The organism is Paraburkholderia bannensis NBRC 103871, from assembly GCF_000685015.1.
GTDB lineage: Bacteria > Pseudomonadota > Gammaproteobacteria > Burkholderiales > Burkholderiaceae > Paraburkholderia > Paraburkholderia bannensis.
On record NZ_BAYA01000001.1, the window covers coordinates 182,313 to 205,035 of the forward strand.

Annotated in this window: 22 protein-coding genes; 8 read left to right on the forward strand and 14 right to left on the reverse strand. The window is 63.9% G+C overall.

Annotation, left to right across the window (positions count from 1 at the left end; translation table 11 throughout):
• Positions 1-125: 125 nt before the first annotated feature.
• The 4 genes from BBA01S_RS47955 (at position 126) to BBA01S_RS00820 (ending at position 4,595) form a co-directional block, all read left to right on the forward strand.
• Positions 126-686 carry a plasmid mobilization protein gene (locus BBA01S_RS47955; protein WP_042295542.1) on the forward strand — a complete coding sequence of 187 codons (561 nt, stop codon included), beginning with the start codon at positions 126-128 and terminating at the stop codon, positions 684-686.
• A gap of 370 nt (positions 687-1,056) precedes the next feature.
• Positions 1,057-1,737, forward strand: coding sequence for a PspA/IM30 family protein (locus BBA01S_RS00810; protein ID WP_027814764.1), 681 nt, complete (start codon positions 1,057-1,059; stop codon positions 1,735-1,737).
• 107 nt (positions 1,738-1,844) lie between these two features.
• Positions 1,845-3,026, forward strand: coding sequence for a tetratricopeptide repeat protein (locus BBA01S_RS00815; protein WP_027814765.1), 1,182 nt, complete (start codon positions 1,845-1,847; stop codon positions 3,024-3,026).
• 90 nt (positions 3,027-3,116) lie between these two features.
• A complete protein-coding gene (locus tag BBA01S_RS00820; RefSeq protein WP_027814766.1) occupies positions 3,117-4,595 on the forward strand; it encodes a flavin-containing monooxygenase in 1,479 nt (492 codons plus the stop codon).
• Positions 4,596-4,615: 20 nt separating this feature from the next.
• Here the strand turns inward: BBA01S_RS00820 and BBA01S_RS00825 are convergent, their stop codons facing one another.
• From BBA01S_RS00825 to BBA01S_RS00850, 6 genes are all read right to left on the reverse strand, one after another.
• Positions 4,616-5,383, reverse strand: coding sequence for a class I SAM-dependent methyltransferase (locus BBA01S_RS00825; protein ID WP_027814767.1), 768 nt, complete (start codon positions 5,381-5,383; stop codon positions 4,616-4,618).
• A gap of 119 nt (positions 5,384-5,502) precedes the next feature.
• A complete protein-coding gene (locus BBA01S_RS39605) occupies positions 5,503-5,715 on the reverse strand; it encodes a hypothetical protein (RefSeq protein ID WP_042295545.1) in 213 nt (70 codons plus the stop codon).
• Between the two features lie 137 nt (positions 5,716-5,852).
• Positions 5,853-6,671, reverse strand: a complete 819-nt coding sequence (locus tag BBA01S_RS00835; protein ID WP_027814768.1) for an ABC transporter permease subunit — start codon at positions 6,669-6,671, stop codon at positions 5,853-5,855.
• Positions 6,668-7,630, reverse strand: coding sequence for an ABC transporter permease subunit (locus BBA01S_RS00840; RefSeq protein ID WP_042295547.1), 963 nt, complete (start codon positions 7,628-7,630; stop codon positions 6,668-6,670). The genes BBA01S_RS00835 and BBA01S_RS00840 overlap by 4 nt, the downstream gene beginning before the upstream one ends.
• On the reverse strand, positions 7,627-8,787 hold the full coding sequence (locus BBA01S_RS00845) for an ABC transporter ATP-binding protein (RefSeq protein ID WP_042295549.1): 1,161 nt from the start codon (positions 8,785-8,787) through the stop codon (positions 7,627-7,629). The genes BBA01S_RS00840 and BBA01S_RS00845 overlap by 4 nt, the downstream gene beginning before the upstream one ends.
• A 112-nt stretch (positions 8,788-8,899) precedes the next feature.
• Positions 8,900-10,000, reverse strand: a complete 1,101-nt coding sequence (locus BBA01S_RS00850) for a polyamine ABC transporter substrate-binding protein (protein ID WP_027814771.1) — start codon at positions 9,998-10,000, stop codon at positions 8,900-8,902.
• 489 nt (positions 10,001-10,489) lie between these two features.
• Here BBA01S_RS00850 and BBA01S_RS00855 point away from each other — a divergent pair, with 489 nt between their 5' ends.
• Entirely contained in the window at positions 10,490-10,693 is a 204-nt protein-coding gene (locus BBA01S_RS00855) for a DUF1289 domain-containing protein (RefSeq protein WP_027814772.1), read from the forward strand.
• Between the two features lie 72 nt (positions 10,694-10,765).
• Here BBA01S_RS00855 and BBA01S_RS00860 read toward each other — a convergent pair whose 3' ends face one another.
• From BBA01S_RS00860 to BBA01S_RS00870, 3 genes are all read right to left on the reverse strand, one after another.
• Positions 10,766-11,407, reverse strand: a complete 642-nt coding sequence (locus BBA01S_RS00860; RefSeq protein WP_027814773.1) for an OmpW/AlkL family protein — start codon at positions 11,405-11,407, stop codon at positions 10,766-10,768.
• A gap of 84 nt (positions 11,408-11,491) precedes the next feature.
• On the reverse strand, positions 11,492-12,682 hold the full coding sequence (locus BBA01S_RS00865; protein ID WP_027814774.1) for an NAD(P)H-dependent flavin oxidoreductase: 1,191 nt from the start codon (positions 12,680-12,682) through the stop codon (positions 11,492-11,494).
• A 183-nt stretch (positions 12,683-12,865) separates the two neighbouring features.
• A complete protein-coding gene (locus BBA01S_RS00870) occupies positions 12,866-14,299 on the reverse strand; it encodes an aldehyde dehydrogenase family protein (protein ID WP_027814775.1) in 1,434 nt (477 codons plus the stop codon).
• A 190-nt stretch (positions 14,300-14,489) separates the two neighbouring features.
• Here BBA01S_RS00870 and BBA01S_RS39610 point away from each other — a divergent pair, with 190 nt between their 5' ends.
• Together BBA01S_RS39610 and BBA01S_RS00880 are read left to right on the forward strand one after the other, a co-directional pair.
• On the forward strand, positions 14,490-15,230 hold the full coding sequence (locus BBA01S_RS39610; RefSeq protein ID WP_156965810.1) for a PA3715 family protein: 741 nt from the start codon (positions 14,490-14,492) through the stop codon (positions 15,228-15,230).
• An 18-nt stretch (positions 15,231-15,248) separates the two neighbouring features.
• Positions 15,249-15,992 (forward strand): PA3715 family protein, encoded by a 744-nt coding sequence (locus BBA01S_RS00880; protein WP_156965811.1) that lies wholly within the window; start codon positions 15,249-15,251, stop codon positions 15,990-15,992.
• A gap of 112 nt (positions 15,993-16,104) precedes the next feature.
• Here the strand turns inward: BBA01S_RS00880 and BBA01S_RS00885 are convergent, their stop codons facing one another.
• Both BBA01S_RS00885 and BBA01S_RS00890 read right to left on the reverse strand, forming a co-directional pair.
• Positions 16,105-17,697, reverse strand: a complete 1,593-nt coding sequence (locus BBA01S_RS00885; RefSeq protein ID WP_027814777.1) for an ABC-F family ATPase — start codon at positions 17,695-17,697, stop codon at positions 16,105-16,107.
• 179 nt (positions 17,698-17,876) lie between these two features.
• Entirely contained in the window at positions 17,877-18,764 is an 888-nt protein-coding gene (locus BBA01S_RS00890) for an NAD(P)-dependent oxidoreductase (protein ID WP_042295551.1), read from the reverse strand.
• A gap of 234 nt (positions 18,765-18,998) precedes the next feature.
• Between BBA01S_RS00890 and BBA01S_RS00895 the strand changes: the two genes are divergently transcribed.
• Positions 18,999-19,208 carry a dodecin gene (locus BBA01S_RS00895; protein ID WP_027814779.1) on the forward strand — a complete coding sequence of 70 codons (210 nt, stop codon included), beginning with the start codon at positions 18,999-19,001 and terminating at the stop codon, positions 19,206-19,208.
• Positions 19,209-19,329: 121 nt separating this feature from the next.
• Here the strand turns inward: BBA01S_RS00895 and BBA01S_RS00900 are convergent, their stop codons facing one another.
• From BBA01S_RS00900 to BBA01S_RS00910, 3 genes are all read right to left on the reverse strand, one after another.
• Positions 19,330-20,430 carry a BMP family ABC transporter substrate-binding protein gene (locus tag BBA01S_RS00900; protein WP_027814780.1) on the reverse strand — a complete coding sequence of 367 codons (1,101 nt, stop codon included), beginning with the start codon at positions 20,428-20,430 and terminating at the stop codon, positions 19,330-19,332.
• 92 nt (positions 20,431-20,522) lie between these two features.
• Positions 20,523-21,452 carry an ABC transporter permease gene (locus BBA01S_RS00905; RefSeq protein WP_027814781.1) on the reverse strand — a complete coding sequence of 310 codons (930 nt, stop codon included), beginning with the start codon at positions 21,450-21,452 and terminating at the stop codon, positions 20,523-20,525.
• A 64-nt stretch (positions 21,453-21,516) separates the two neighbouring features.
• A complete protein-coding gene (locus tag BBA01S_RS00910; RefSeq protein ID WP_027814782.1) occupies positions 21,517-22,623 on the reverse strand; it encodes an ABC transporter permease in 1,107 nt (368 codons plus the stop codon).
• Positions 22,624-22,723: the final 100 nt, after the last annotated feature.

Consider the following 22,723-nt stretch of genomic DNA (forward strand, 5'->3'; position numbering starts at 1 on the left):
TATTATGGAGAGATTGCCGTACGCCCTGCTCGCCTCGCTTGCCTTGCGCATCGGGAGCGGGCGCCGTGTTCACTTCGTAGCCAGATTCAAGGCCGAATCAGCGCTATCACCCCGGCAAGCCGATCATGAACAAGCCCAGCGAACGCATTGTCGTCTTCGTCACGCCCGCCCAGAAGCGTGCGATCTCCGCCACGGCCGACGAACTCGGCATCAGCGTCAGCGAGCTGATGCGGCGCGCCGTGATTGCCTTCAGTGCGACGAGCGACCAGGTCAAGGCTGCGAGCATCGTCGACCGGCTCAATGCGCCGCGCGAACCCGATGCCCTGGCGCAAGTGCTGCGCAAGGCCGCCAGGCCGCTGCGCGCAGGCCGTGCGGGTGTGCGGCCGGCTGCCTCGCCGGAGCTTGACGAAGCCACCGATGCGCCCCAAGCGGAACCCGAACCCAATCACGCCGAACGCGAACTGGCGCAGACCGTCGCGCGTCTCTCCGCCGAAGCGGCTGAAGCCGCAGAACCGGAAGCCAACGCAGAGAATTCACATTCCGATACCGTCCATTTGCACGAAGGCGCGCCCGTGCAGCCGCTCAAAGGCGTGACGAACGCACCCTTCGCGCGCACGCAGCGCATGCTCGACGAAGCGGACGCGTCGGACAGCGACTCCGCGCCCGAAGGCGGCAAGTTCGCTTGAGACGAGGCATCCCTACTGAATGGGCGATATTGCTGATATTCGCGATAACAACCGCAGCGCGCTGCTCGGGCCTTTAAGTCCCTTTTAAGAGACCCCGTGGTGTAATATCCGCGAGCATTGCGGGCGGCCGGACAATCGAAACGTTGGCGTAAGCTCCTGAGATTTTCGTTTCCCGCACCGCTAGTCGCTATTGCAATTGCCCGAAGCGCCCCGATTTTCGCGCTGCATGCGCAGCCAGCACAAAGCGGCGTAAGCTGAATGCGAAACCCGAATGCGAAATGAACGCACACGGGCAGCACAGCGCGACATGTACGCACAGATTGCGGTATTGCGGCCCCATGGGCCGATCTCATTACACCGGAGGAATTCCATGTCGCTTTTCGACTCCATCTCCCGCACGGTCAAGGGTCTCCTGAACGACGCGGCCGATTCCGTGCAGGATCCGTCGCGCGACGCGCGCCAGATCGTGCGCGAACTCGACGACAGCATCGCCAAAGCCGAGAACTCGCTCGTCGAGATCCAGGCGCAGGTCGCGATGCAGCAAAGCAAGCGCGACGTGGCCGCCGACAAGGCGAAGAAGTACGAAGACGGCGCGAAGCGCGCCCTGCAATCGGGCGACGAAGCACTCGCCCGCGAAGCGCTCGGTGCGCAGTCGACGGCTGAGGCCGAACGCGATGCGCTCGCCGCTGAACTCGCCAAGCTCGAACCGTCGGTCGATCAGCTCAAGCAGCAGATCGACGACATGCGTTCGCGCCGCAACGACCTGAACGCGCGCTCGAACATCCTGCAAGCCAAGCAGCAGATCGCCCAGGCCAAGGATGTCGCGGCCACGGCGCTCGGCGGTATCGGCGGCAAGAATCTTGCGCAGGACTTCCAGAAGCTCGAAGACAAGGTGAACCTGTCGAACGCGCGTTCGGACGCCCGCCTGAATTCGGCGGACGTTTCCAGCGGCAAGGCACTCGACGACAAGCTCGCCGCGCTCAACAAGGGCCCGTCGGTGGATGACCGCCTCGAAGCCCTGAAAAAGCAGCTCAATACGCCGGCACAGTAACGCGCCGCGCGTGACGGATGCGGCGCGGCGGCCGGTTGTTCGAACGCCGTGCCGCATCCACGTAACGTATGTCATGGAGACGGGCAACAAACCGCCCGGCCTGCAACATGAAAAAGTTTCTCCTCGCAGTTTTCGCATCGCTCGCCCTCGTGAGCGGCGCGGCCTTCGCTGCCGTGCCGAGCGTGCAGCAGATCGAATCCGCGATGTCGCAAGGCGACTGGCAGCGCGCGGACTCGGGCCTGACCCAGGTTCTGCAGGCGCATCCCGACAATGCCCGCGCGCACTATCTGTACGCGCAGGTGCTCAACCGCGAAGGCCGTTACGCCGACGCGCTCACTCAGGTCGAGCAGGCTAAATCGCTCGATCCGCAGATCCGCTTCACGCAGCCGCAGCGCTTCGCGCAGGTCGAAGCGAAGATCCGCTCCGACGCCACGCGCGCCGGTGCGTCTAATACGAATCGCACGAGCAATCCGTTCGCGCAGCAATCGGCCGCGCCCGTTGCCATGGCCGCTGCCGCAGCGCCACAGCATCACGGCCCCGGCATGGGCATGTGGATCGGCATTGCGATCGTCGTGATCGGGATTGCGCTGGTGCTGCGCTGGACACTGCGCCGCGCGAAGTCGAACGACGATGCCAAGGCCGGCGACGACCGCCGCGACCAGCTCAAGCGCGCCACCGACCTGCTCAACGCCGTGCGCTCGCTAAAGCTCGACGTGAAGCTCTCCACCGCCGTGGGTCACGAAGCGCTCGAAAAAGACGTGGAAGCGTTCGAGACGCAGTTGCGCAGCGTGGTCGAAAAACTCTCGGGCAGCACCAGCCCCGTCGCGCCGTACGAGATCGAAGATCTGGAGCGCCAGTTCGCCAGCCTCAAGGCGCGCGCCGAAGGCCGCCCCGATCCCAACGCGCAGGCCGCCGCGCCTGCGGGTTCGTACGGTGGCGATTCGCCCTACGCTCGTGAAGCCGATGCTGCATTCGGCCGTCAGCCGCAATATCCGCCCCAGTATCCGCCGCAACAGCAGCCGCAGGTCATTGTGCAGCAAGGCGGTGGCGGCATGGGTGGCATGGGTGGTCTGCTGACCGGCGTGCTGCTCGGCGAGGCCCTCAATTCGGGCCGTGACCGCGTGGTCGAGCGCGATGTCATCGTCGATCGCGACGACGACCGCCGCCGCGGCGGCAACAACGATGGCGGCGTCGACTACGGCCAGGGTTCAAACAACTGGGACGATGGCTCGGGCGGCGGTGTCGATATGGGCAGCAACGACAGTTCCTCGGACGACTGGAACTCCTGAGCATCTTTGTATTGCCGATCAGACCTGACGGGCTCCCTCGCGGAGCCCGTTTTGCTTGAACGGCGTATGTTTTCTTCGAATCAGACTGATATGGCCACTCACGCGGGCACGCCGCGCATCGCGATCGTCGGCAGCGGTTTTTCCGGCATCGGCATGGCGATCCAGTTGCGGCGCATGGGGATCGCAACCTTCACGATCTACGAGGCGGCCGCGAGTCTCGGCGGCACCTGGCGCGATAATGCCTATCCTGGTGCCGCCTGCGATGTTCCTTCGCACCTCTACTCATTTTCCTTCGAGCCGAATCCCGACTGGACGCGCACTTACGCACCCCAACGAGAGATCCTCGATTATCTGGAACGTTGCGCGCGCAAGTATGACGTCGAGCGCTTCATCGCATGGCGCTCGCGCGTGAGCGCGGCGCGCTTCGATGCAGGCCGCGGCGTGTGGAGCATCGACATCGAGCGCGACGGCACGATGCAAACCGTCGAGACCGACCTGCTGATCGCCGCCAACGGCCCGCTGTCGCGTCCCGCCCTGCCCGCCATCGACGGGCTGGAGCGCTTCGAAGGCAAGCTCTTTCATTCGGCGCGCTGGGATCACGACTACACGCTCGAAGGCAAACGCGTCGCGGTGATCGGCACGGGGGCCAGCGCGATCCAGTTCGTTCCGCGCATCCAGCCACGCGTTGCGCAGCTCACCGTGTTCCAGCGCACGCCGCCGTGGATTATGCCGCGCCGCGATCGCGCGATCGAGGCGCGCCGCCGCTGGATGTACCGGCATGTGCCGTTCGCGCAGCGCCTCGCGCGCGCGGCGATCTACTGGCAACTGGAATCTCGTGCGCTCGGCTTCATCGTCGACCAGCGCCTGCTTGCCGCGCCGATGAAGTTCGCGCGCAACTATCTCGCGCACAAGGTCAAGGATCCGGCGCTGCGCGCGAAGCTCGCGCCCGACTATGCGCTGGGCTGCAAGCGCGTGCTGCTGTCGAGCGACTATCTGCCCGCGCTCACGCAACCGAACGTCGCGCTGCTAACCGATCCGATCCGCGAAGTCGTCGCGGACGGCATCGTCACCGCCGACGGCGTGCATCATCGCTTCGATGCGATCGTCTGCGGCACGGGTTTCCAGGTGAACGACGTGGAAGCGCCGTTTCGCGTGAGCGGCGTGAACGGCGCGGATCTCGGCGAGGCGTGGCGGCGCGACGGCCCCGAGGCGTACCTGGGCGCGAGCGTCGCGGGCTTTCCGAATCTGTTCTTCGTGATCGGGCCGAATACGGGTCTCGGCCACAACTCGATGATCTACATGATCGAGTCGCAGATCCGCTATATCGCCGATTGCATCCGTGAACTGCAGCGCCGCGGCGCGCGCACGATGAGCGTGCGTGCGGACGTGCAGCGCGCCTTCAACGACAAGTTGCAGGCGCAACTGCAGCGCACCGTGTGGACGTCCGGCTGCCACAGCTACTACCAGACGCGCAGCGGCAAGGTCACGTCGCTGTGGCCGGGTTTCACCTTCACGTTCCGGCGCAAGACGAAACGCGTACGCGCAAGCGACTACGAGTTTTCGCGCTAGTTCTTGCGCTGATTTTCACGCTAACGCAGCGGCTTGCCCGCGAATACGCGCGTCTCGTAGGCGAAGTTCACGCGCCCATCCTGCTGTGTCGCATCGAATAGCTCGCGCAGCGCCGCGAGCATCGGCTCGTGGCGCGGATCGCCGGGTTTCGGCGCATACGACGACGAAGCCAGCCGCCCACGCAGCCCGTCGAAGTCGAGCAGTTGAGCGTTCGGAAACACGGTCTTCTGCTCGAAGCCGTCGCCGAACCAGTCGGCCATGGCGTCGTCGGTCGGGTAGCTTTCGGCGACGCTTGCGTAATCGTCGGAAAAGCGCTTGAGCAGCGCTTCATAGCCTTCAAGGAACGCCGATCCCTTGAGCTTGCGGCTATTCCAGAACAGCACGATCTTGCCGCGAGGTTTGAGAATGCGCGCGAACTCGCGCCGCGTGCCCGCTTTATCGAACCAGTGGAAGGCCTGCGCGGCGCTCACGAGGTCGACGCTCGCGTCGGGCAAGCTGGTCGCTTCGGCCGTCCCTGCCACGCTGCGATAACCCGCGTAGCCGGCCAGCAAGCGGTCTGCCGCTTCGCGCATCGCGGCGTTCGGCTCGACGGCCACGACCGGATGGCCAGCGTCCAGAAAAAGCTTCGAGGAAATGCCGGTGCCCGCGCCGATGTCGGCGACAGTCGCGGCAGGCGCCACGCCGCATTCGACGTGCACGAAGGTCGCGACTTCACGCGGATAGGTGGGACGGTACTTCACGTAGTCTGCGACCCGGTCGGTGAACCGCCGGGTGGAATCGTCGATCATCCTGTGCCCTTGAATCGTGTCCACGCGCATCGCGGCTGTCACCCTGACACGCGCCGAACGTCATACCCATCGCGGCGCGCCCTCACGAGCTCCGCCGCCCCCGTTAGCCCGCTGCGCCGTCAGGTGCCGCTCAGCAGCTTGAGCAGCCCCAACAAAAAGCGGCAGACCATCACAATCAGCTCCCAGAGCTGCATCAGTTGTTGCCAGAAGGTGCCGATTGCGCCGCTTGCACCAATCGCGCCGGTCGCGCCCTCTTTAAAAAGTATCTCGATCATCCTGTTCCCGCAGCGGTCGCTGGCATGACGCGCCAGAGCCGCGTTTACCCCGATCATAGCGCCTCGTCGCCTGGTCACGCTAAAACGACCCTGGGTCGATTGCGCCCTGAAATTCCGGATCGGGAAAACAAAACGGCGCGTGGGCCGAAGCCCACGCGCCGTTTTTCGTCTCGCAGCCTGAAGCGGCGAACGCGTCAGACCGCCATCGCCATGCGCTTGCGCTCGGCGCGCTGCATGAAGTGGTTGCCGACGATCACGCCCACCGTCACCACCGCGATAAAGAGCGTCGCGAGCGCGTTCATCTCCGGATTCAGACCCAGCCGCACGCGCGAGAACACCACGAGCGGCAGCGTCGTCGAGCCCGGGCCCGAGAGGAACGCCGACAGCACGAGGTCGTCGATCGACAGCGTGAAGGACAGCAGCCAGCCCGCGGCCAGCGCCTGCGAGATCAACGGCAGCGTGATCTGGAAGAACACCTTGAACGGCGTCGCGCCCAGATCGAGCGCCGCTTCCTCCAGCGACGGATTCAGTTCGCGCACGCGCGACTGCACGATGATGGCAACGTACGAGATGCACAGCATCACGTGGCCAATCCAGATCGTGAAGACGCCGCGCCCGGCAGGCCAGCCCAGCAGCTTGCCCATTTCCACGAACAGCAGCAGCAGCGAGATGCCCTGGATCACTTCGGGAATCACGAGCGGCGCGTTGATCATGCCCGTGTAGAGCGTGAAGCCGCGGAAATTGCCCATGCGCGCCAGCACAAAGCCCGCCCACGTGCCGATGATCACCGAGGCAAACGCCGTCATCAATGCGATGCGCAGCGACAGCCACGCGGCATTGATGAGCTCGTCGTCGGTGGCGAGCGCTTCGTACCAGCGCGTCGAGAAGTGCGTCCACACCGTCACCAGTTGCGACTCGTTGAACGAGTAGACGATCAGGCTGACGATCGGGATATAGAGGAACGCAAAGCCGAGACCCAGCGCGATGAATTGCAGTACGCGATTCGGTTTCATTTCCCGCGGCCCTCCAGTTCCTTCGCCTGGAAGTGCTGGAACAGCGCCATCGGCACGAGCAGCAGCAGAACCATCGCGCAGGTGACGGCGGACGCCATCGGCCAGTCGGCGTTATCGAAGAACTCGTTCCACATGACGCGGCCGATCATCAGCGTGTTCGCACCGCCGAGCAGTTCCGGAATCACGTACTCGCCCACTGCCGGGATGAACACCAGCAGGCAGCCCGCGATGATGCCGTTCTTCGACAGCGGCAGCGTGATTTCGAGGAACGCGCGCCACGGCTTCGCGCCCAGGTCATAGGCCGCTTCGAGCAGCGTGAGATCCATCTTCACGAGGTGCGCGTAGAGCGGCATCACAAGAAACGGCAGGTACGAATAGACCATGCCGATATAGACGGCCGTATTGGTGTGATAGAGCTCGATCGGCGAATGGATGATGCCCGTCCACATCAGGAAATTGTTCAGCAGTCCGTTGTTCTTCAGGATGCCGATCCACGCGTACACACGGATCAGGAACGACGTCCAGAACGGCAGCATCACGGCCATCATGAGGATGTTGCGCGTGGCCGGATTCGAGCGTGCGATGTAGTACGCCATCGGATAGCCGATCAGCAGGCACAGCAGCGTCGAAATGCCCGCCACGACCACCGAATTCACGTAGGTCGCGAAATACAGGCTGTCCTGGAACAGAAACGCGTAGTGCGACAGGTCGAGCGCGATGTGCCACACGCCCTCGCTGAACGACGTGAGTTCCGTGTACGGCGGAATGCCGAGCTGCTGGTCGGCGAAGCTGATCTTCACCACCAGGATGAACGGCACGAGGAAGAACAGCAGCAGCCAGAAGAACGGCCCCGCCACCACGGCGGTGCGCCCGGTCAGGTTGAAGCGCTTCGCCGGCCAGTTCAGGAGTTTCCTGAACTGGCCGGGCGTGCCGGGAGTGCCCGGAATCGTCGTGCTCATGACGTCAGCACCACGCCGGCCGAGGCGCTCCAGCGCACATAGACTTCGTCTTCCCAGGTCGGGGAGTCGATTTCCGACAGCGCGAGGCTCGACATGTTCGCGATCACGGTTTTGCCCGAATCGAGCTTGACGTGATAGAGCGAGTAACCGCCCATGTACGCGATGTTCTTGACCACGCCCTTGCCCCAGTTGAAGACGCCTTCGGGCGGCTTGCGCGTGAGCGAGATGCGCTCGGGGCGCACCGAGATGGTCACGGGCATGCCCAGCGGCCCGGTGATGCCATGGTTCACGTAAAGATGCACGGGCAGGTCGGGCGACTGGACATAGACATGATCCGGCTCGTCTTCCACCACGTTGCCGTCGAACAGGTTGGTCGAACCGATGAATTCGGCCGAGAAGCGGCTGTTCGGATATTCGTAGACTTCGTTGGGCGTGCCGAGCTGGACAATCTGGCCTTCGCTCATGACGGCAAGGCGCCCCGCCATCGTCATCGCCTCCTCCTGATCGTGCGTGACCATGATGCAGGTGACGCCGACCTTGTCGAGAATGTTGACCAGCTCGATCTGGGTGCGCTGGCGAATCTGCTTGTCGAGCGCCGACATCGGCTCGTCGAGCAGCAGCAGCTTGGGGCGCTTCACAAGCGAGCGCGCGAGTGCGACGCGCTGCTGCTGGCCGCCCGACAGCTGATGCGGCTTGCGCCTGGCGAATCGCGACATCTGCACGAGTTCGAGCACATTGGCCACGCGCTCCTGCAGTTCGGCCTTCTTGACGCCTTCCTGGCGCAGCCCGAAGCCGACGTTCGACTCCACCGTCATATGCGGGAAAAGCGCATACGACTGGAACATCATGTTGACCGGGCGGCGATACGGCGGCAGCGTCGCGAGATCCTCGCCATCAATCAGGATCTTGCCCGACGTGACCGATTCCAGACCGGCGAGCATGCGCAGCAAAGTGGACTTGCCGCAGCCCGAGCTGCCAAGCAGCGCGAACAGCTCGCCCTTCTTCACCGACAGGTTGACGCCCTTGACGGCCGTCGTGTCGCCGAACTTCTTGACGACATCGACGACCTGCACGAAGTTGTCCGCGGCTGGATCGCTCGCGGCGAAGCCCGTAGGCAGCGCGCCGGCTACGGCCGGCACACTCGACTGGTCACTCATGATTCTCTCTGCCCTGCCTTTCTGACTTGATACCTGGACGGGGTTGACGAACAAAGCCCCCGGCACGTGCCGAGGGCTTGGGGTAAAACGCAAAACTACACGGCCGGGCGCGTCAGCGGCCCGACTTGAACTCGGTCCACAGACGCGTCTGGAGACGCTGGATTTCCGGCGGCAGCGGCTTGAGCAGGAACAGCGTCTTGAGCACTTCCGGCGGCGGGTACACAGCCGGATCGTTCGCGATGTCCTTGTTCACGTACTTGCGCGCTTCCGCGTTGGCGCTCGGGTAGTACACGGCGTTGGTGATCGCGGCGTGGACTTGCGGCGTCTCGATGTAGTTGATCCACTGGTAGGCGGCATCCTTGTGCTGCGCATCCTTCGGAATCGTCATCACGTCAAACCAGATCGGCGCGCCGCCCTTCGGAATGTAGTACTCGATCTTGTACGGCTTCTTCGCCTCGATCGCACGATGCTTGGCGATCACGACGTCGCCCGACCAGCCGTACGCGAAGCAGACATCGCCGCCGACCATGTCGTTGATATAGCCCGACGAGTTGAACTGCGTGATGTACGGACGGATCTTCTTCATCATCGTCAGCGCGGCGCGATAGTCGTCCGGATTCGTCGAAAGCGGATCCTTGCCGATGTAGTGCAGCGCGGCGGCGAAGAACTGATCCGGCGCGTCGAGCACGGACACGCCGCAGGCCTTCAGCTTCGAGATGTTTTCGGGCTTGAAGAGAATGTCCCAGTTGTCGAGCGGCACGTTCTTGCCGAGGATCTGCTGCGCCTTGTCGACGTTATAGGCAAGACCCGTCGTGCCGTAAGCCCAGGGCACCGCGAACTTGTTGCCCGGATCCGCGCCGGCGACGAGCGCCATCAGCTGCGGGTCGAGGTACTTGAGGTTGGGGATCTTCGACTTGTCGAGCGGCGAGAAAATGCCGGCGGCGATCTGCTTGCCCGCGTAATTGGTGGTCGGCACAACGATGTCGTAGCCCGAATTGCCCGCGAGCAGCTTGGCTTGCAGCGTGTCGTCGCTGTCGTAGTTGTCGTACTTGACGGTGACGCCGGTCTGCTTCTGGAAGTTCGGAATCGTGTCTTTGGCGATGTAATCAGACCAGTTGTACACGTTCAGCTGCGTATCTTTCGCGACCGACGCGACCCACGGCGACGCACACAGTGCGAGCACAGCCAGTTTCGCCAAAACCCGTTTCTTCATCCCGTTCTCCGTTCTTAGCTTGCCTTTTGTTTGCCGCGATCGCTAGTGAGCGTAGTGAGCGGCATGTGCGCCGCCCAAGGCGGCCCCCAGAATTTACCGAACCTACCATCAATCGCGCCAGGCGACAAAAAAGAACGCCAGCATGTCGCGCAAACGGAACAGCACCGGGGCAGGCGCGTGACGGGGGGTAAATCGCGCGCAATTTTAGCCGTTTGAGCGTCCCTGTCTACAAAAAAAACGGCAGGCGCGACATTCGCGCGACGGCGGCCGTCTGGCGCGGCGCCCGGTCGATCCGGATTGCATCGACGGCTGCCAGGCGCACGCCACACGAGGGCTTGCGGCCGCCCTTCCCGGTAGTAAGAGAATCCTTGCCATTTCAACCAGATGGACAAGAAAAGCCGCTGGCCGCGAATCGGTTAACATAGCGGGGTTTTCCGCACGGCCGGCACGCTTTTTCTGCTCCCGGCCATCCCGCCCCAAGACATATCGATGGCATCCAATCTCCACGACCTCCCCGACAGCCCGTGCATCGGCGTGTGCTCCACGCTTTTCGACGACATCTGCAAAGGCTGCGGCCGCACCGCGATCGAAGTCTCCAACTGGGTCTTCCTGAGCGACGAAGAAAAGCGCGCCATCTGGGCCCGCATCGAGCAGGAAGGCACCGCCATGCGCTTCCAGCCGAAAAACGCCTGACGTCCCAGCGCCATAAAAAAAACGCCGGACTCAGCCGGCGTTCGATTTTGTGTCCACGGGTGCGCCCAGCGCTCAGAACTTCATGCCGACGCCGATACCCACGATGATCGGGTCGATATACAGCGTGCCCAGCGACGAGCCGTTGAGCGACGCACCCGTGCGCATCCAGATCTTCTTGATGTCCGCGTTCACGAACACGTTCTTCGCGACCTGGTAATCGACGCCGAATTGCAGCGCCGGGCCGAAGCTATGGTTATCGATCGACACCGGCTGGCCGCCCGCGTGCAGACCGTTGTTGTAGAACAGTGTGTAGTTGATGCCCGCGCCAACGTAAGGCCGGAACACGCCCGCGTTGTTGAAGTGGTACTGCAACAGCAGCGTGGGCGGCAGCACGCCGACGCCGCCCAGCGCGCCAAGGCTCGACGTCACCTGGTGGCGCGACGTGCCCAGAATCAGCTCCACGCCGATGTTGTTCGTCGCCATGTAGGTGAAGTCCAGCTCGGGCACGATGGCGTTGTTGACGTCGGTCTTGAGCGTGGTGAGCGCGCCGCTCGTGCTCGATTGCGGCATGATGCTGATGGCGCGCAGGCGCACGAGCCAGTCGCCCGCATAAATCCCCGTGTCCGGCGTGGCAGCCTGCGCCGCCGAAGCAGCGAAACCCGCACCCAGTGCGAGCACGGCCGCGGCCGCGATGGTCTTGATCTGTTTTTTCATGGTGATAACCCCTGTTGTTCCCGCGGTGATTCGCAAGACACTGCGAATTGTCCGAGGCAGGGGCGATCCCTTTTTTGATTCGGGTCAGTTGAGCGCAAACGCCGCGCGATGTGCGACCGCAGGTCGCGCAGAACCCGTCAAAAGCAGCTCCAAAAGGTCTCTCACCGACCGGATGGCGTTGCCAAAAGGCAACGTCTCGCGCCCGCGGAAAAAGAGCCCGTTCGACACCTCGCCGCGCAAGGCGGCCGTCAGACGCGTGTCGATGCAGAAGTGGCCGAACTTCTCGATGCCGTCGCGCAGGCCGCACACGGACAGACATTCGAGCCCCGTCGGGCACGCATTCTTCACCTGGCCGATCTTCGCGCGGATGCGCGATTCGTTGCGCAGATAGCGGTCGAGCCACGGCGTTCTCACGGCGCGCGCGGGCAGACCCGTGACGCTGACGAATTCGACGATATCTTCGGGCTTTGCATCGACGAGCACGCGCTTGAAGTTGGGATGCGCGTCGCCCTCTTCGGTCACGGCGAACGGCGTGCCGACCTGCACGCCATTCGCGCCCGCCTGGAGCCAGCGCCGCACGGCCTCATGGCTATTGATGCCGCCACCGACGATCAGCGGCACGTCGCTGCGCGAGATGCCGAGCGTCGCGTGCACGCCGTCCAGTTCCTCGAAGATGCGCTCGAAGCCGAAGCGATCGTTGCCCATATCGGCAAGATCGGTCACGCCAAGGTGACCGCCCGCATGGGCCGGATGCTCCAGCACCACGGCGTCGGGCAGACGCCCTTTCTTCATCCACTTCTTGAGCACGAGCGAGACGCCGCGCGCGTCGGACAGAATCGGAATCAGGGCGATATCGACGCCCTGGGTGAGATCGGGCAGGTCGAGCGGCAGGCCCGCGCCCATGACGATGGCGTCGGCGCCGTGCTCGCAGGCGGCGCGCACGTAATCGGCGTGCGCATTGACGGCTTTCATGACGTTCACGGCGATCATGCCGTGGCCGTCGGCCAGCTTGCGCGCGGCCTCGATCTCGCGGCCCAGCGCGACGAGATTGGCCTGTGCGAGCGTCTCGTGACGCGGATCGGCGCGGCATTGCTCGACCAGGTCGGCGTGATGATGGCGCAGGTCGATGCTCGCGATGGTGCCGAGCGCGCCCTCGCGCGCCACGCTGCCAGCAAGCCGGTGCGCGGAAATGCCGACGCCCATGCCGCCTTGCACGATGGGCAGCAGTTGACGGCCACGAAGTTGGAGCGGCGCGAATGAATGATCAGGAAACATGGTGACCCGCTTAGCGTTGTCGATGACAAAACGCTAATGGTCGCGCGCGCCCCGATGGCAGCATTGATAAAAGTCAAAAAGAAATGCGGGAGCCAGCAATGACTCCCGCATCAATGAGTTAAATCAAAACGTCGCACCATGACATTTGCAAGGCGCGGCGTTTTCTACTGGCTGTTCAAGCGCTCAAGCCTTCGGCACCTTGAACTGCATCGACTTGTACTCGAGGTATTCCTCCAGGCCGTACACACCGTTTTCGCGGCCATGGCCCGATTGCTTGTAGCCGCCGAACGGCGCGGCCATGTTCCAGGCGCCGCCGTTGATGTCGATCTGGCCCGTACGAATGCGGCGAGCGACGCGCATCGCGCGCTCGTCGCTGCCCGCCCAGACCGCGCCGCCCAGGCCATAGAGCGAATCGTTGGCGATCGCCACGGCGTCGTCTTCGTCCTTGGCCGTGAGGATGGTCAGCACCGGGCCGAAGATTTCCTCCTGCGCGATAGCCGCGTCGCGCGGCACGCGGCCGAACACGGTTGGCTTGACGAAGAAGCCCTTCGTCAGGCCGTCCGGCATGCCTGCGCCGCCCGTGACGAGTTCGGCGCCATCGGCAATGCCGCGCTCGATGTAGTGCTGCACACGCTCCTGCTGCACCTTCGACGCGAGCGGCCCGAGCTTCGCTTTCTCGTCGCGCGGATCGGCGACCGTGTAGGCTTCTGCCGCGGCTTTCGCCAGTTCGCGCGCCTCGTCGTAACGCGACTCCGGCACGATCATGCGCGTGTGCGCCGAGCAGGTCTGCCCCGAGTTCAGGAAGCACGCGCCTACGGTGCCCTTCACCGCCGCCGCGAAATCCGCGTCGTCGAGCACGACCGAGGCCGACTTGCCGCCCAGTTCGAGCGACACGCGCTTGACGCTCGCCGACGCCACTTCGGACACGCGCTTGCCCGCGCGCGTCGATCCAGTGAACGAGACCATATCGACTTCGGGATGGCGGGCCATCAGTTCGCCGACGACCGGGCCATAGCCGCTCACGAGATTGAATACGCCTGCGGGCAGGCCCGCTTCGTGGATCGCCTCGGCGAGCACGAAGGCGTTCAGCGGCGCGATCTCGGACGGCTTGAGCACGACGGTGCAGCCTGCCGCGAGCGCGGCGGCGACCTTCAGCGTGATCTGGTTAAGCGGATAGTTCCACGGCGTGATCGCCGCCACGACGCCCACCGGCTCGCGCACGACCAGCGAGTTGCCGACGCGCTCCTCGTACTGGAACTCGCTCGCGAGCTTCGCGTAAGCGCTCCAGTTGTAGACCGGGCCGCCTACCTGGATCGCGCGGGCGAGCTTGAGCGGCATGCCCACTTCGCCGGCGATCAGTTGCGCGAGTTCGTCGGTGCGGGCCTTGAGGTTGTCGGCGATCTTTTGCAGGTACGCGCCGCGCTCGGCGGCGGGCGTCGTCGCCCAGGCGTCGAAGGCGGCCCGCGCGGCGGCGATGGCGGCTTCGGCATCGGCCTCGTTGCCTTCGGGGATGCGGCCCATGACGGCCTCGGTGCCCGAGTCGAACACGTCGATCGTGCCCTTGCCCTGCGACGCGACCCATTGGCCGTTGATGTAAAGCTGGTCGAACTGTTTCATGCGCGGTGCTCCTGTCTCCGTTTGTGTTCGCTTTTGTGCGTTCGCTCGTATGCGTCGGGAGTGCGACCTTGCGACGCAGCGATCACGCATTCTAGCGTGCTTGACGCTTACGGAAGGTGGTGCGCACATTCAGGCGCGGGTTTTGGTCGCACCCTTATACTGCGCGCTCCTTCATTCGCTCATGCGCTTCATGAAACGTACCCTGCTCTGTCTCGCCATTGGTCTCACGCCGCTGCTTGCTCACGCGGGCTGCGAGGACAACTTCCAGAAGTGGACTACGCAACTGCATCCGGGCCGCGCACTCGATACGGAACATGCGGTGTGCAAGGTCTGGCCCGCGAACGAAGCGCTGACGATTGCGGCGCTGCCGCTGCCGCAGAAAAGCAGCAACGACGATGAAGGCACCGATGACCTGGAAGTGCTGGTCGCGGATTCGGCTTCCGGGACGATCATCGCGCATCAGTTCCAGAAAGGCGCGATTACATACGACGCGATGCAGCTTTCCAGTTTGACGCTCGATACCGCGCGTTATCAACTGACGCCGCAGAACCGCGCGTTCGGCGTGCGCGTCTTTCACGAAGGCATGTCCCGTGTCAATCCGGCCGGTCAATCGGTGTTGAGCCTTTACGTGATCGATGGCCAAAGTCTGCGCACCGTCGTCGATCGGCTGATCGTCGGCGACAGCAATGGCGACTGGGACGGCAACTGTGCAGGCACGTTCAACGAGACGACGCGCACGCTCGATATCGGCCCGGCGGGCAAGGACGGTTACGCCGCGCTCAAGGTCGCCGAAAAGTCGGTCGAGACCGTCAATACCGGCACCACGGCAAATTGCGTCGATCACGCCAAACCGGCGAAGCGCGCCAACTTCACGCTCGAATACCGCAACGGCAAATACGGCGTGCCCAAGGGCATGCAATATGTCGACTGAGCGTCGGAGCGAATGCGCATGAAACGCACCCTGCTTTGCCTCATCGCCTGCTTCGCTCCGCTCGTCGCTCATGCGGGATGCGAGGACTATTTGCAGACCTGGATGGACAAGCTGCATCCCAGTCAGACGCTCGACCAGAAACATGCTGTCTGCAAAATCTGGCCAGCCGACGAAGCACTGACTATCGCCGCGCTACCGGTTCAGAATGCGTCCGGCAACGACGATGGCGGCAGCATCGACGTGGACGTGCTCATCGCCAGCACAGCGACGGGTGCCATCGTCGCGCATCAATTCCAGGCGGCGGCCATTCAGTACGAGTCGGGCCACTTCTTCGACGGCATCGAGATCGATACCGCGCGCTATCAGCTCACGCCCACGCAACGCGCATTCGGCGTGCGATTGAAGTCTTCGGGGGGTTATCCGGCGGACATGTCTGGCGTCACGACGCTGAGTCTCTATCTGCTCGACGGCAGCCGCATGCGAACCGTGCTGGATCGCCTGAAGGCCAGTGAGTGGAACACCAGCCGGGGCAGCGCCTGCAGCTCCGAGTCGAGCGACACGAAACGCACGATTGCCGTAGGAGCCGCGCAGGCCAACGGCTTTGCGCCCCTGAAGATCCAGGAGAAAACGGTCGAGGAGACGGTGAGCGGCACGCCGGAAAAATGCGAGGTCAGCAACTCGCTGCCGCAACGCGACAGCGTGACGCTCGAATACCACGACAGCGCCTACCGCATCCCGGCAGGCTTGCAGTACGAGAACTAAGCCCGGCAACTAGATCCGTTCGCGGCCCACAAAACAAAACGGGCAACGCATTAAGCGTTGCCCGTTTTCATTTCAAGCTTCGACCGCCAGATTCAGCGACCGAAAACCCGGCTTAATGCAGACCCTGGCTCGCCAGGAAGTCCTCATAGTTGCCGCTGTAGTCGTTGATCGTGCCATCGGTTTTCACTTCGATGATGCGATTGGCCAGGCCGTTCACGAACTCGCGGTCGTGCGACACGAACACCAGCGTGCCTTCGAACTTGTCGAGCGCGATCTGCAGCGACTCGATCGATTCCATGTCCATGTGGTTGGTCGGCTCGTCCATCATCAGCACGTTGTGGCGGCCCAGCATCAGCTTGCCCCAGATCATGCGGCCCTTTTCGCCACCCGACAGCACCTTGACCGACTTGCGGATATCGTCCGCGCTGAACAGCAGACGGCCCAGCGTGCCGCGCACGGATTGTTCGTCGTCGCCTTCCTGACGGTACTGGTCGATCCATTCCATCAGCGTGACGTCGTTCGGGAACTCTTCGTACGTGTCCTGCGGCATGTAGCCGATGCTGGCGTTTTCCGCCCACTTCACCGAGCCGTTATCGACGGCCAGCTTGCCCAGCAGCGAACGCAGCAGCGTGGTCTTGCCCGCGCCGTTTTCGCCGATGATGGCGATACGCTCGCCCGGCTGCACGCTGATGTTGAATTTGTTGAAGATGCGGCGCTCGTAGGTCTTCGTGATCTCTTCCGCGACCACGACGATGTTGTGCAGCTTCTTCTCGAATTCGAAGCGGATAAACGGGTTCTGACGCGACGAGGGCTTGAATTCCTCGATCTTGATCTTGTCGATCATCTTCAGGCGGCTGGTGGCCTGACGCGCCTTGGACTTGTTCGCCGAGAAGCGGCGCACGAAGTCCTGCAGGTCGGCGACGCGTTCCTTCGCCTTGGCGTTGGCGTTGGCCTGGCGCTCGCGCGCCTGCGTCGACGCCAGCATGTAGTCGTCGTAGTTGCCCGGATAGACCTTCAACGTGCCGTAGTCCATGTCCGCCATGTGCGTGCAGACCTGGTTCAGGAAGTGTCGATCGTGGGAAATGATGATCATGGTCGAGTTGTACTCGTTCAGAACATCTTCCAGCCAACGGATCGAGTTGATGTCGAGGTTGTTGGTCGGTTCGTCGAGCAGCAGCACGTCCGGCTTCGAGAACAGCGCCTGCGCGAGCAGCACGCGCAGCTTCCAGCCCGGCGCCACGCCGCTCATCGGGCCGTTGTGGAATTCCGTGCCGATGCCGATGCCGAGCAGCAGCTCGCCCGCACGCGCTTCGGCCGTGTAGCCGTCGTACTCGGCGAACTTCGCTTCGAGTTCGGCGGCGTGCATGTAGTCGTCGTCGGTGGCTTCGGGGTTCGCGTAGATCGCATCGCGCTCGCTCATGGCGGCCCACATTTCGGTGTGGCCCATCATGACGACGTCGAGCACGCGCACGTCTTCGTATGCGAACTGATCCTGGCGCAGCTTGCCCAGGCGCACGTTCGGTTCGAGGATAACGTTGCCCGAGCTTTGCTCGAGATCGCTGCCCAGGATCTTCATGAACGTGGACTTGCCGCAACCGTTCGCGCCGATCAGGCCATAGCGGTTGCCTTCGCCGAATTTGACCGAGATGTTCTCGAACAAGGGCTTCGGCCCGAATTGCATGGTGATGTTGGCGGTAGAGAGCACAGCGCGTCCCGGTAAGTAGATCGACGAAAAACCTGTAATTTTAGCAGGTTATGCCAGTTCGCGCGCGCCTGCCAGTGTCTGGTCGCGGCGTCAGGGCACGGCGGCGCGCGGTTTCGAAATTACCGGAAATTCGTGGCAGATTCGTGCACGGGCGGCGGCCTGGCCCCTGTCATGCAAGCCTAGCCGCGTCGCGGCGTCTGTAGCACATCGACGAAACCGGACAGATCGGCCTGATCGAGCCCCATCGCGGCGCCCAGCCGCAGAACCTGCTGCACCGTGCCCGCGACGGGCATGGGCGTGCCGGTCTGCTGTGCGGCGGCGGCCACCGTATCGACGTCCTTCTGGAACGTTTTCAGCGCGCCGATGGGCGCGAGGCCCTCCTGCGTCATGCGCGGCACGAAGGTGCGCAGGAGCGTCGAATCGGCCCAGCCGCCCGCGAGCGCTTCGGGCAGCTTGGTGGCGTCGATGCCGCTGCGGCGCGCGAGGCCGACGGCTTCGGCGATGGCGGCGACCGTCGCCGTGACGATGGCCTGGTTGCAGAGCTTGGTGGTCTGGCCCGCGCCCGCCGCGCCCATGTGCGTGACGCGCGCCGAGTACGCGGCGAGAATCGGCGCGACGGCTTCGACGTCCGCGGCTTCGCCGCCTGCCATCACGGCGAGCGTGCCCGCCTGCGCGCCGCCCACGCCGCCCGACACCGGCGCATCGACCCAGCCGACGCCCAGCGCCGCCGCGCGCGCGGCCAGCTCGCGCGTGAGTTGCGGCGGAATGCTCGAATGATCCACGATGCGGCGCACGCGCTTCGGCCCGGCGCCGCTCAGCAAGCCGTGCTCGCCGAATACCGTCTGTTCGACCGCCGCGCCATCGGCCACGCATAGCAGCACCACGTCCGCGCATTGCGCGAGCGCTTGCGGCATCTCCACGACCTGCGCGCCGTCGGCCACGAGCGCCTCGGCCTTCGCGCGCGAGCGGTTCCACACATGAACCGCGTGCCCCGCGCCAAGCAAATGGCGAATCATCGGCGCGCCCATCAAGCCCGGCCCGCAAAATCCCAGTTCCTGCTTCTGCATCGTCCTTGTCTCCTGCTGCATGTCTATATCGCCATCGTTCGCTCACGCCCGCTGACGGGCATGCGCGATGCGGCCTGGAAACTTGCCGCGTGCGCGAGGCGCCATGATACCCGCCGGCGTCTGTCGCGCAGCGCAGCCTGAGGCGCGCTGGCGCTCGACGGGTCGTTACCTATACTCGATTGACGTGCCCGTCGAAGGTCACGCGCGCGCCGCCCCCATCGAGGAGACTTTGTCATGAGCGACCACGTCTACAAGCAAATCGAACTCACCGGTTCATCCACCGTTTCGAGCGACGAAGCGATCCGCTGCGCCATCGCGCGAGCGTCGAAAACGCTGCGTCACCTGCACTGGTTCGAAGTCACCGAAACCCGCGGCCTGATCGAAGGCGACAAGGTCATGCACTGGCAGGTGACGATCAAGGTCGGCTTGCGGATCGACGAATAAACCGTCTTGCCAATGAAAACGGCTGCGCGCGCCGCAAAGGCATCGCGCAGCCGCGTGGCGCTGCAATGATCCTACGAAAGCAGGCTTGTTTTCGAGCCGGCTTTTCCGCTTATGCGCCGGCTTACTTCGGCAGCGAGCCGTCCACGCCTTCGACGTACCAGTTCAGGCGTTGCAGTTCCGGATCGGTCAGCGTCTTGCCCGCGGGCACCTTCACCGCGCCGGTCTGATCCTTGATCGGCCCCGTGAACACGTCCCACTTGCCGCTGGCGATGGACTCGCGCTTCGCGGCCACGGCCTTCTGCGCATCGGCGGAAAGCGCAGCCGTATTCACGTCGCCGAGATCGACGGCCTTTTGCGGAATGCCCCACCACACCGGATCGTTCTTCCACTTGCCATCGAGCACCTGCTGGATTGCGGCGACGTAATACACGCCCCAGTTCGCTTCAACCGAACCGAGATGCGCGTCCGGGCCGAACTTCTTCATGTTCGAGTCCCAGCCGAAGGCGTGCACGTGTTTCTCTTCGGCAGTCGCGAGCGTCGCGCTCGAATCGGTGTTTTGCAGCAGCACGTCGGCGCCCTGGCCGATCAGCGTTTCGGCGGCCTGCTTTTCCTTGCCCGGATCGAACCAGCTATTGATCCAGATGACCTTGGTGTGAACCTTCGGGTTCACCGAGCGCGCGCCCAGCGTGTACGCGTTGATGTTGCGCACGACTTCGGGAATCGGCACTGACGCGACGAAGCCGAGCGTGTTCGTTTTCGTCGCGTAACCCGCCGCGACGCCCGCGAGATACGCCCCCTGGTACATGCGCACGTCATAGGTGCCGAAGTTCGTTGCCTTCTTGTAGCCGGTCGCGTGCAGGAACACGGTGTCCGGGAAGTCCTTGGCGACCTTCAGTTCGAAGTCCTGATAACCGAAGCTCGAACCGAAAATAATCTTGTTGCCCTTGCTCGCGAGATCGCGGAACACGCGCTCCGAATCCGCCGATTCAGGCACGTTCTCGACGCGCGTAATCTTGATCTTGCTGCCGAACTTCTGTTCGGCGGCCTTCGAGCCCTGATCGTGGGCGTAAGTCCAGCCGGCATCGCCCGGATTGCCGAGGTAGACGAACGCAACGCCCGGCGTACCGACGCCCGGCGCATCAGCGGCCTGAGCCGACGGCGCGAGCGCCGCCGCGCCGCACGTAGCGGCCACGGCGAAAGCGGTCAGGATGGTTTTTTTCATGGTGACTCTCCGGTCCCGTTAGGAAGCGTGCTGCTATGGTGGATTGAGAACTGCGAGCAATGTCGAATCGTCGATACTCGTTGCGCGGACAACTAGGCTGCCCCAAAGAACGGCTTGCCGAGCGATGCAGGGGCGTTCAGGCGGATCGTGTTCGGGTTGCGCGAAATCAGCACGAGCACGACGACGGTGGCCACATACGGCAGCATGGCGAGGAACTGCGTGGGCACCGGCACGCCAATCGCCTGCGCGTAGAACTGCGCGCCCGTCACCGCGCCGAACAGCAGCGCGCCGATCAACAGCCGACCCGGGCGCCACGTCGCGAACACCACGAGCGCCAGCGCAATCCAGCCGCGCCCCGCCGTGATCTGCTCCTGCCACAGGTGCAGTTGCACGACCGAGTAGTAAGCGCCCGCAAGCCCCGCCATCGCGCCACCGAACGCCGTCGCGCCATAACGCACGCCGATCACCGGAAAGCCCACCGAATGCGCGACCTGCGGCGACTCGCCGACCGAGCGCAGCACGAGTCCCGCGCGCGTGCGATAGAGAAACCACGCGACCACGCCGAACATCACGAACGCGAGGTAGTCGACAGGCGTGAGATTGAAGAACGCCGGGCCAACCACGGGCAGTTGCGAGAGGCCGGGAATCGGCCATGCGTTGATGGTCGCCGAGGTGGCCGCCGAGGTGTACGGCTTGCCCACATACGCCGACAGCCCCACGCCGAAGATCGTGAGCGACAGCCCGGTCGCGACCTGGTTGGCGAGCATCGTCAGCACGAGAAAGCCGAACAGCAGCGACATCGCGACGCCCGCCGCCATGCCGGCCGCGAGGCCGAGCCACGGATTGCCGCTGATCGTCGTGACCGCGTAGCCGGTGACCGCGCCCATCAGCATCATCCCTTCCACGCCGAGATTGAGCACGCCCGACTTCTCCGTGACGAGTTCGCCCACGCCCGCGAACATCAGCGGAATGGCGGCGGTGACGGCGCTCGAAGCGAGCGAACTGGCTTGCTGGATATCCATGTCGTGTTGCCTTCGTATCTTCGAATCTTGTGTAGGGGGCGTAATCAGGCGTAAGCGAGCGCAATCAGTGCGCGGCGGCGACGTTGGGGCGGCGGCGAACGCGGTAGTTCACGAACAGATCCGCGCCGAGCAGGCAGAACAGCAGCAAGCCCTGGAACACGCCCGAGAGTGCCTGCGGCAGTTGCAGCGAGGTTTGCACCGCTTCGCCGCCCAGATACAGCAGCGCCATCAGGAGGCTCGCGAGCACGATGCCAATGGGATGCAGCCGCCCGACGAACACGACGATGATCGCCGTGAAGCCGTAACCTGGCGACCACGTCGCCTGCAACTGGCCGATCGGCCCGGCGATTTCGCCCATCCCGGCCAGGCCCGCGAGACCGCCGGAAAGCAGCAGCGACGTCCAGATCGTCTTCTTCTCCGAGAAACCCGCGTAGCGCGCGGCGAGCGGCGCCAGACCGCCCACGCTCATGCGATAGCCCGCGAAGCTGCGGCGCATGAAGAGCCACACCAGCGGAATGGCCGCGAGCGTGAGGAAGACCGACGCATTCAGGCGCGTGCCGCGCAGCCAGTGGATGCGCCAGTCGCCGCCGAAAGTCGGATAGAGCGCGTCGCCGCTGAACATTTCGGAGAGCGGAAAATTCATGCCGTTCGGATCGCGCCACGGGCCGCTCACGAGCCAGATCAGCAATTGCGTGGCGACATACGTGAGCATCAGGCTCGTGAGGATCTCATTGGTGTTGAAGCGGCTCTTGAGCCATGCGGGAATCGCCGCCCACGCCATGCCGCCGAGCACGCCCGCGATCATCATCAGGAACAGGATCCACCAGCCGCTAGCCTGATCGAAGTAGATCGCCACGCCGCTTGCCGCGATGCCGCCGAGCACCATCTGCCCTTCGGCGCCGATGTTCCAGACGTTCGCGCGATAGCCCGCCGCGAGACCCAGCGCGATCAGGCACAACGGCGACGCCTTGAGCAGGAGCTCCGACCAGCCGTTGACCGTCGATAGCGGTTCGATGAAGAAGGCGTGCATGGCCTGCAAGGGATCGCGGCCCACGAGGCCGAAGATCAGGAAGCCGATCGCCAGCGTGAGCAGCGCAGCGATCAGCGGCACCGCGATGCGCACCGTGCGGGACGGCGTCGTGCGGGCTTCGAGTCGGTAGGGAAAAATCATGTCGGCGTGGCGTTGGAATGGGCGGTCGCGATGTTGTTGCGTTGTTGTTGCGTGGTTGTCGCGTTGTCGTTATTCAGTTCGTTCGGCTTGCGTCAGCCAG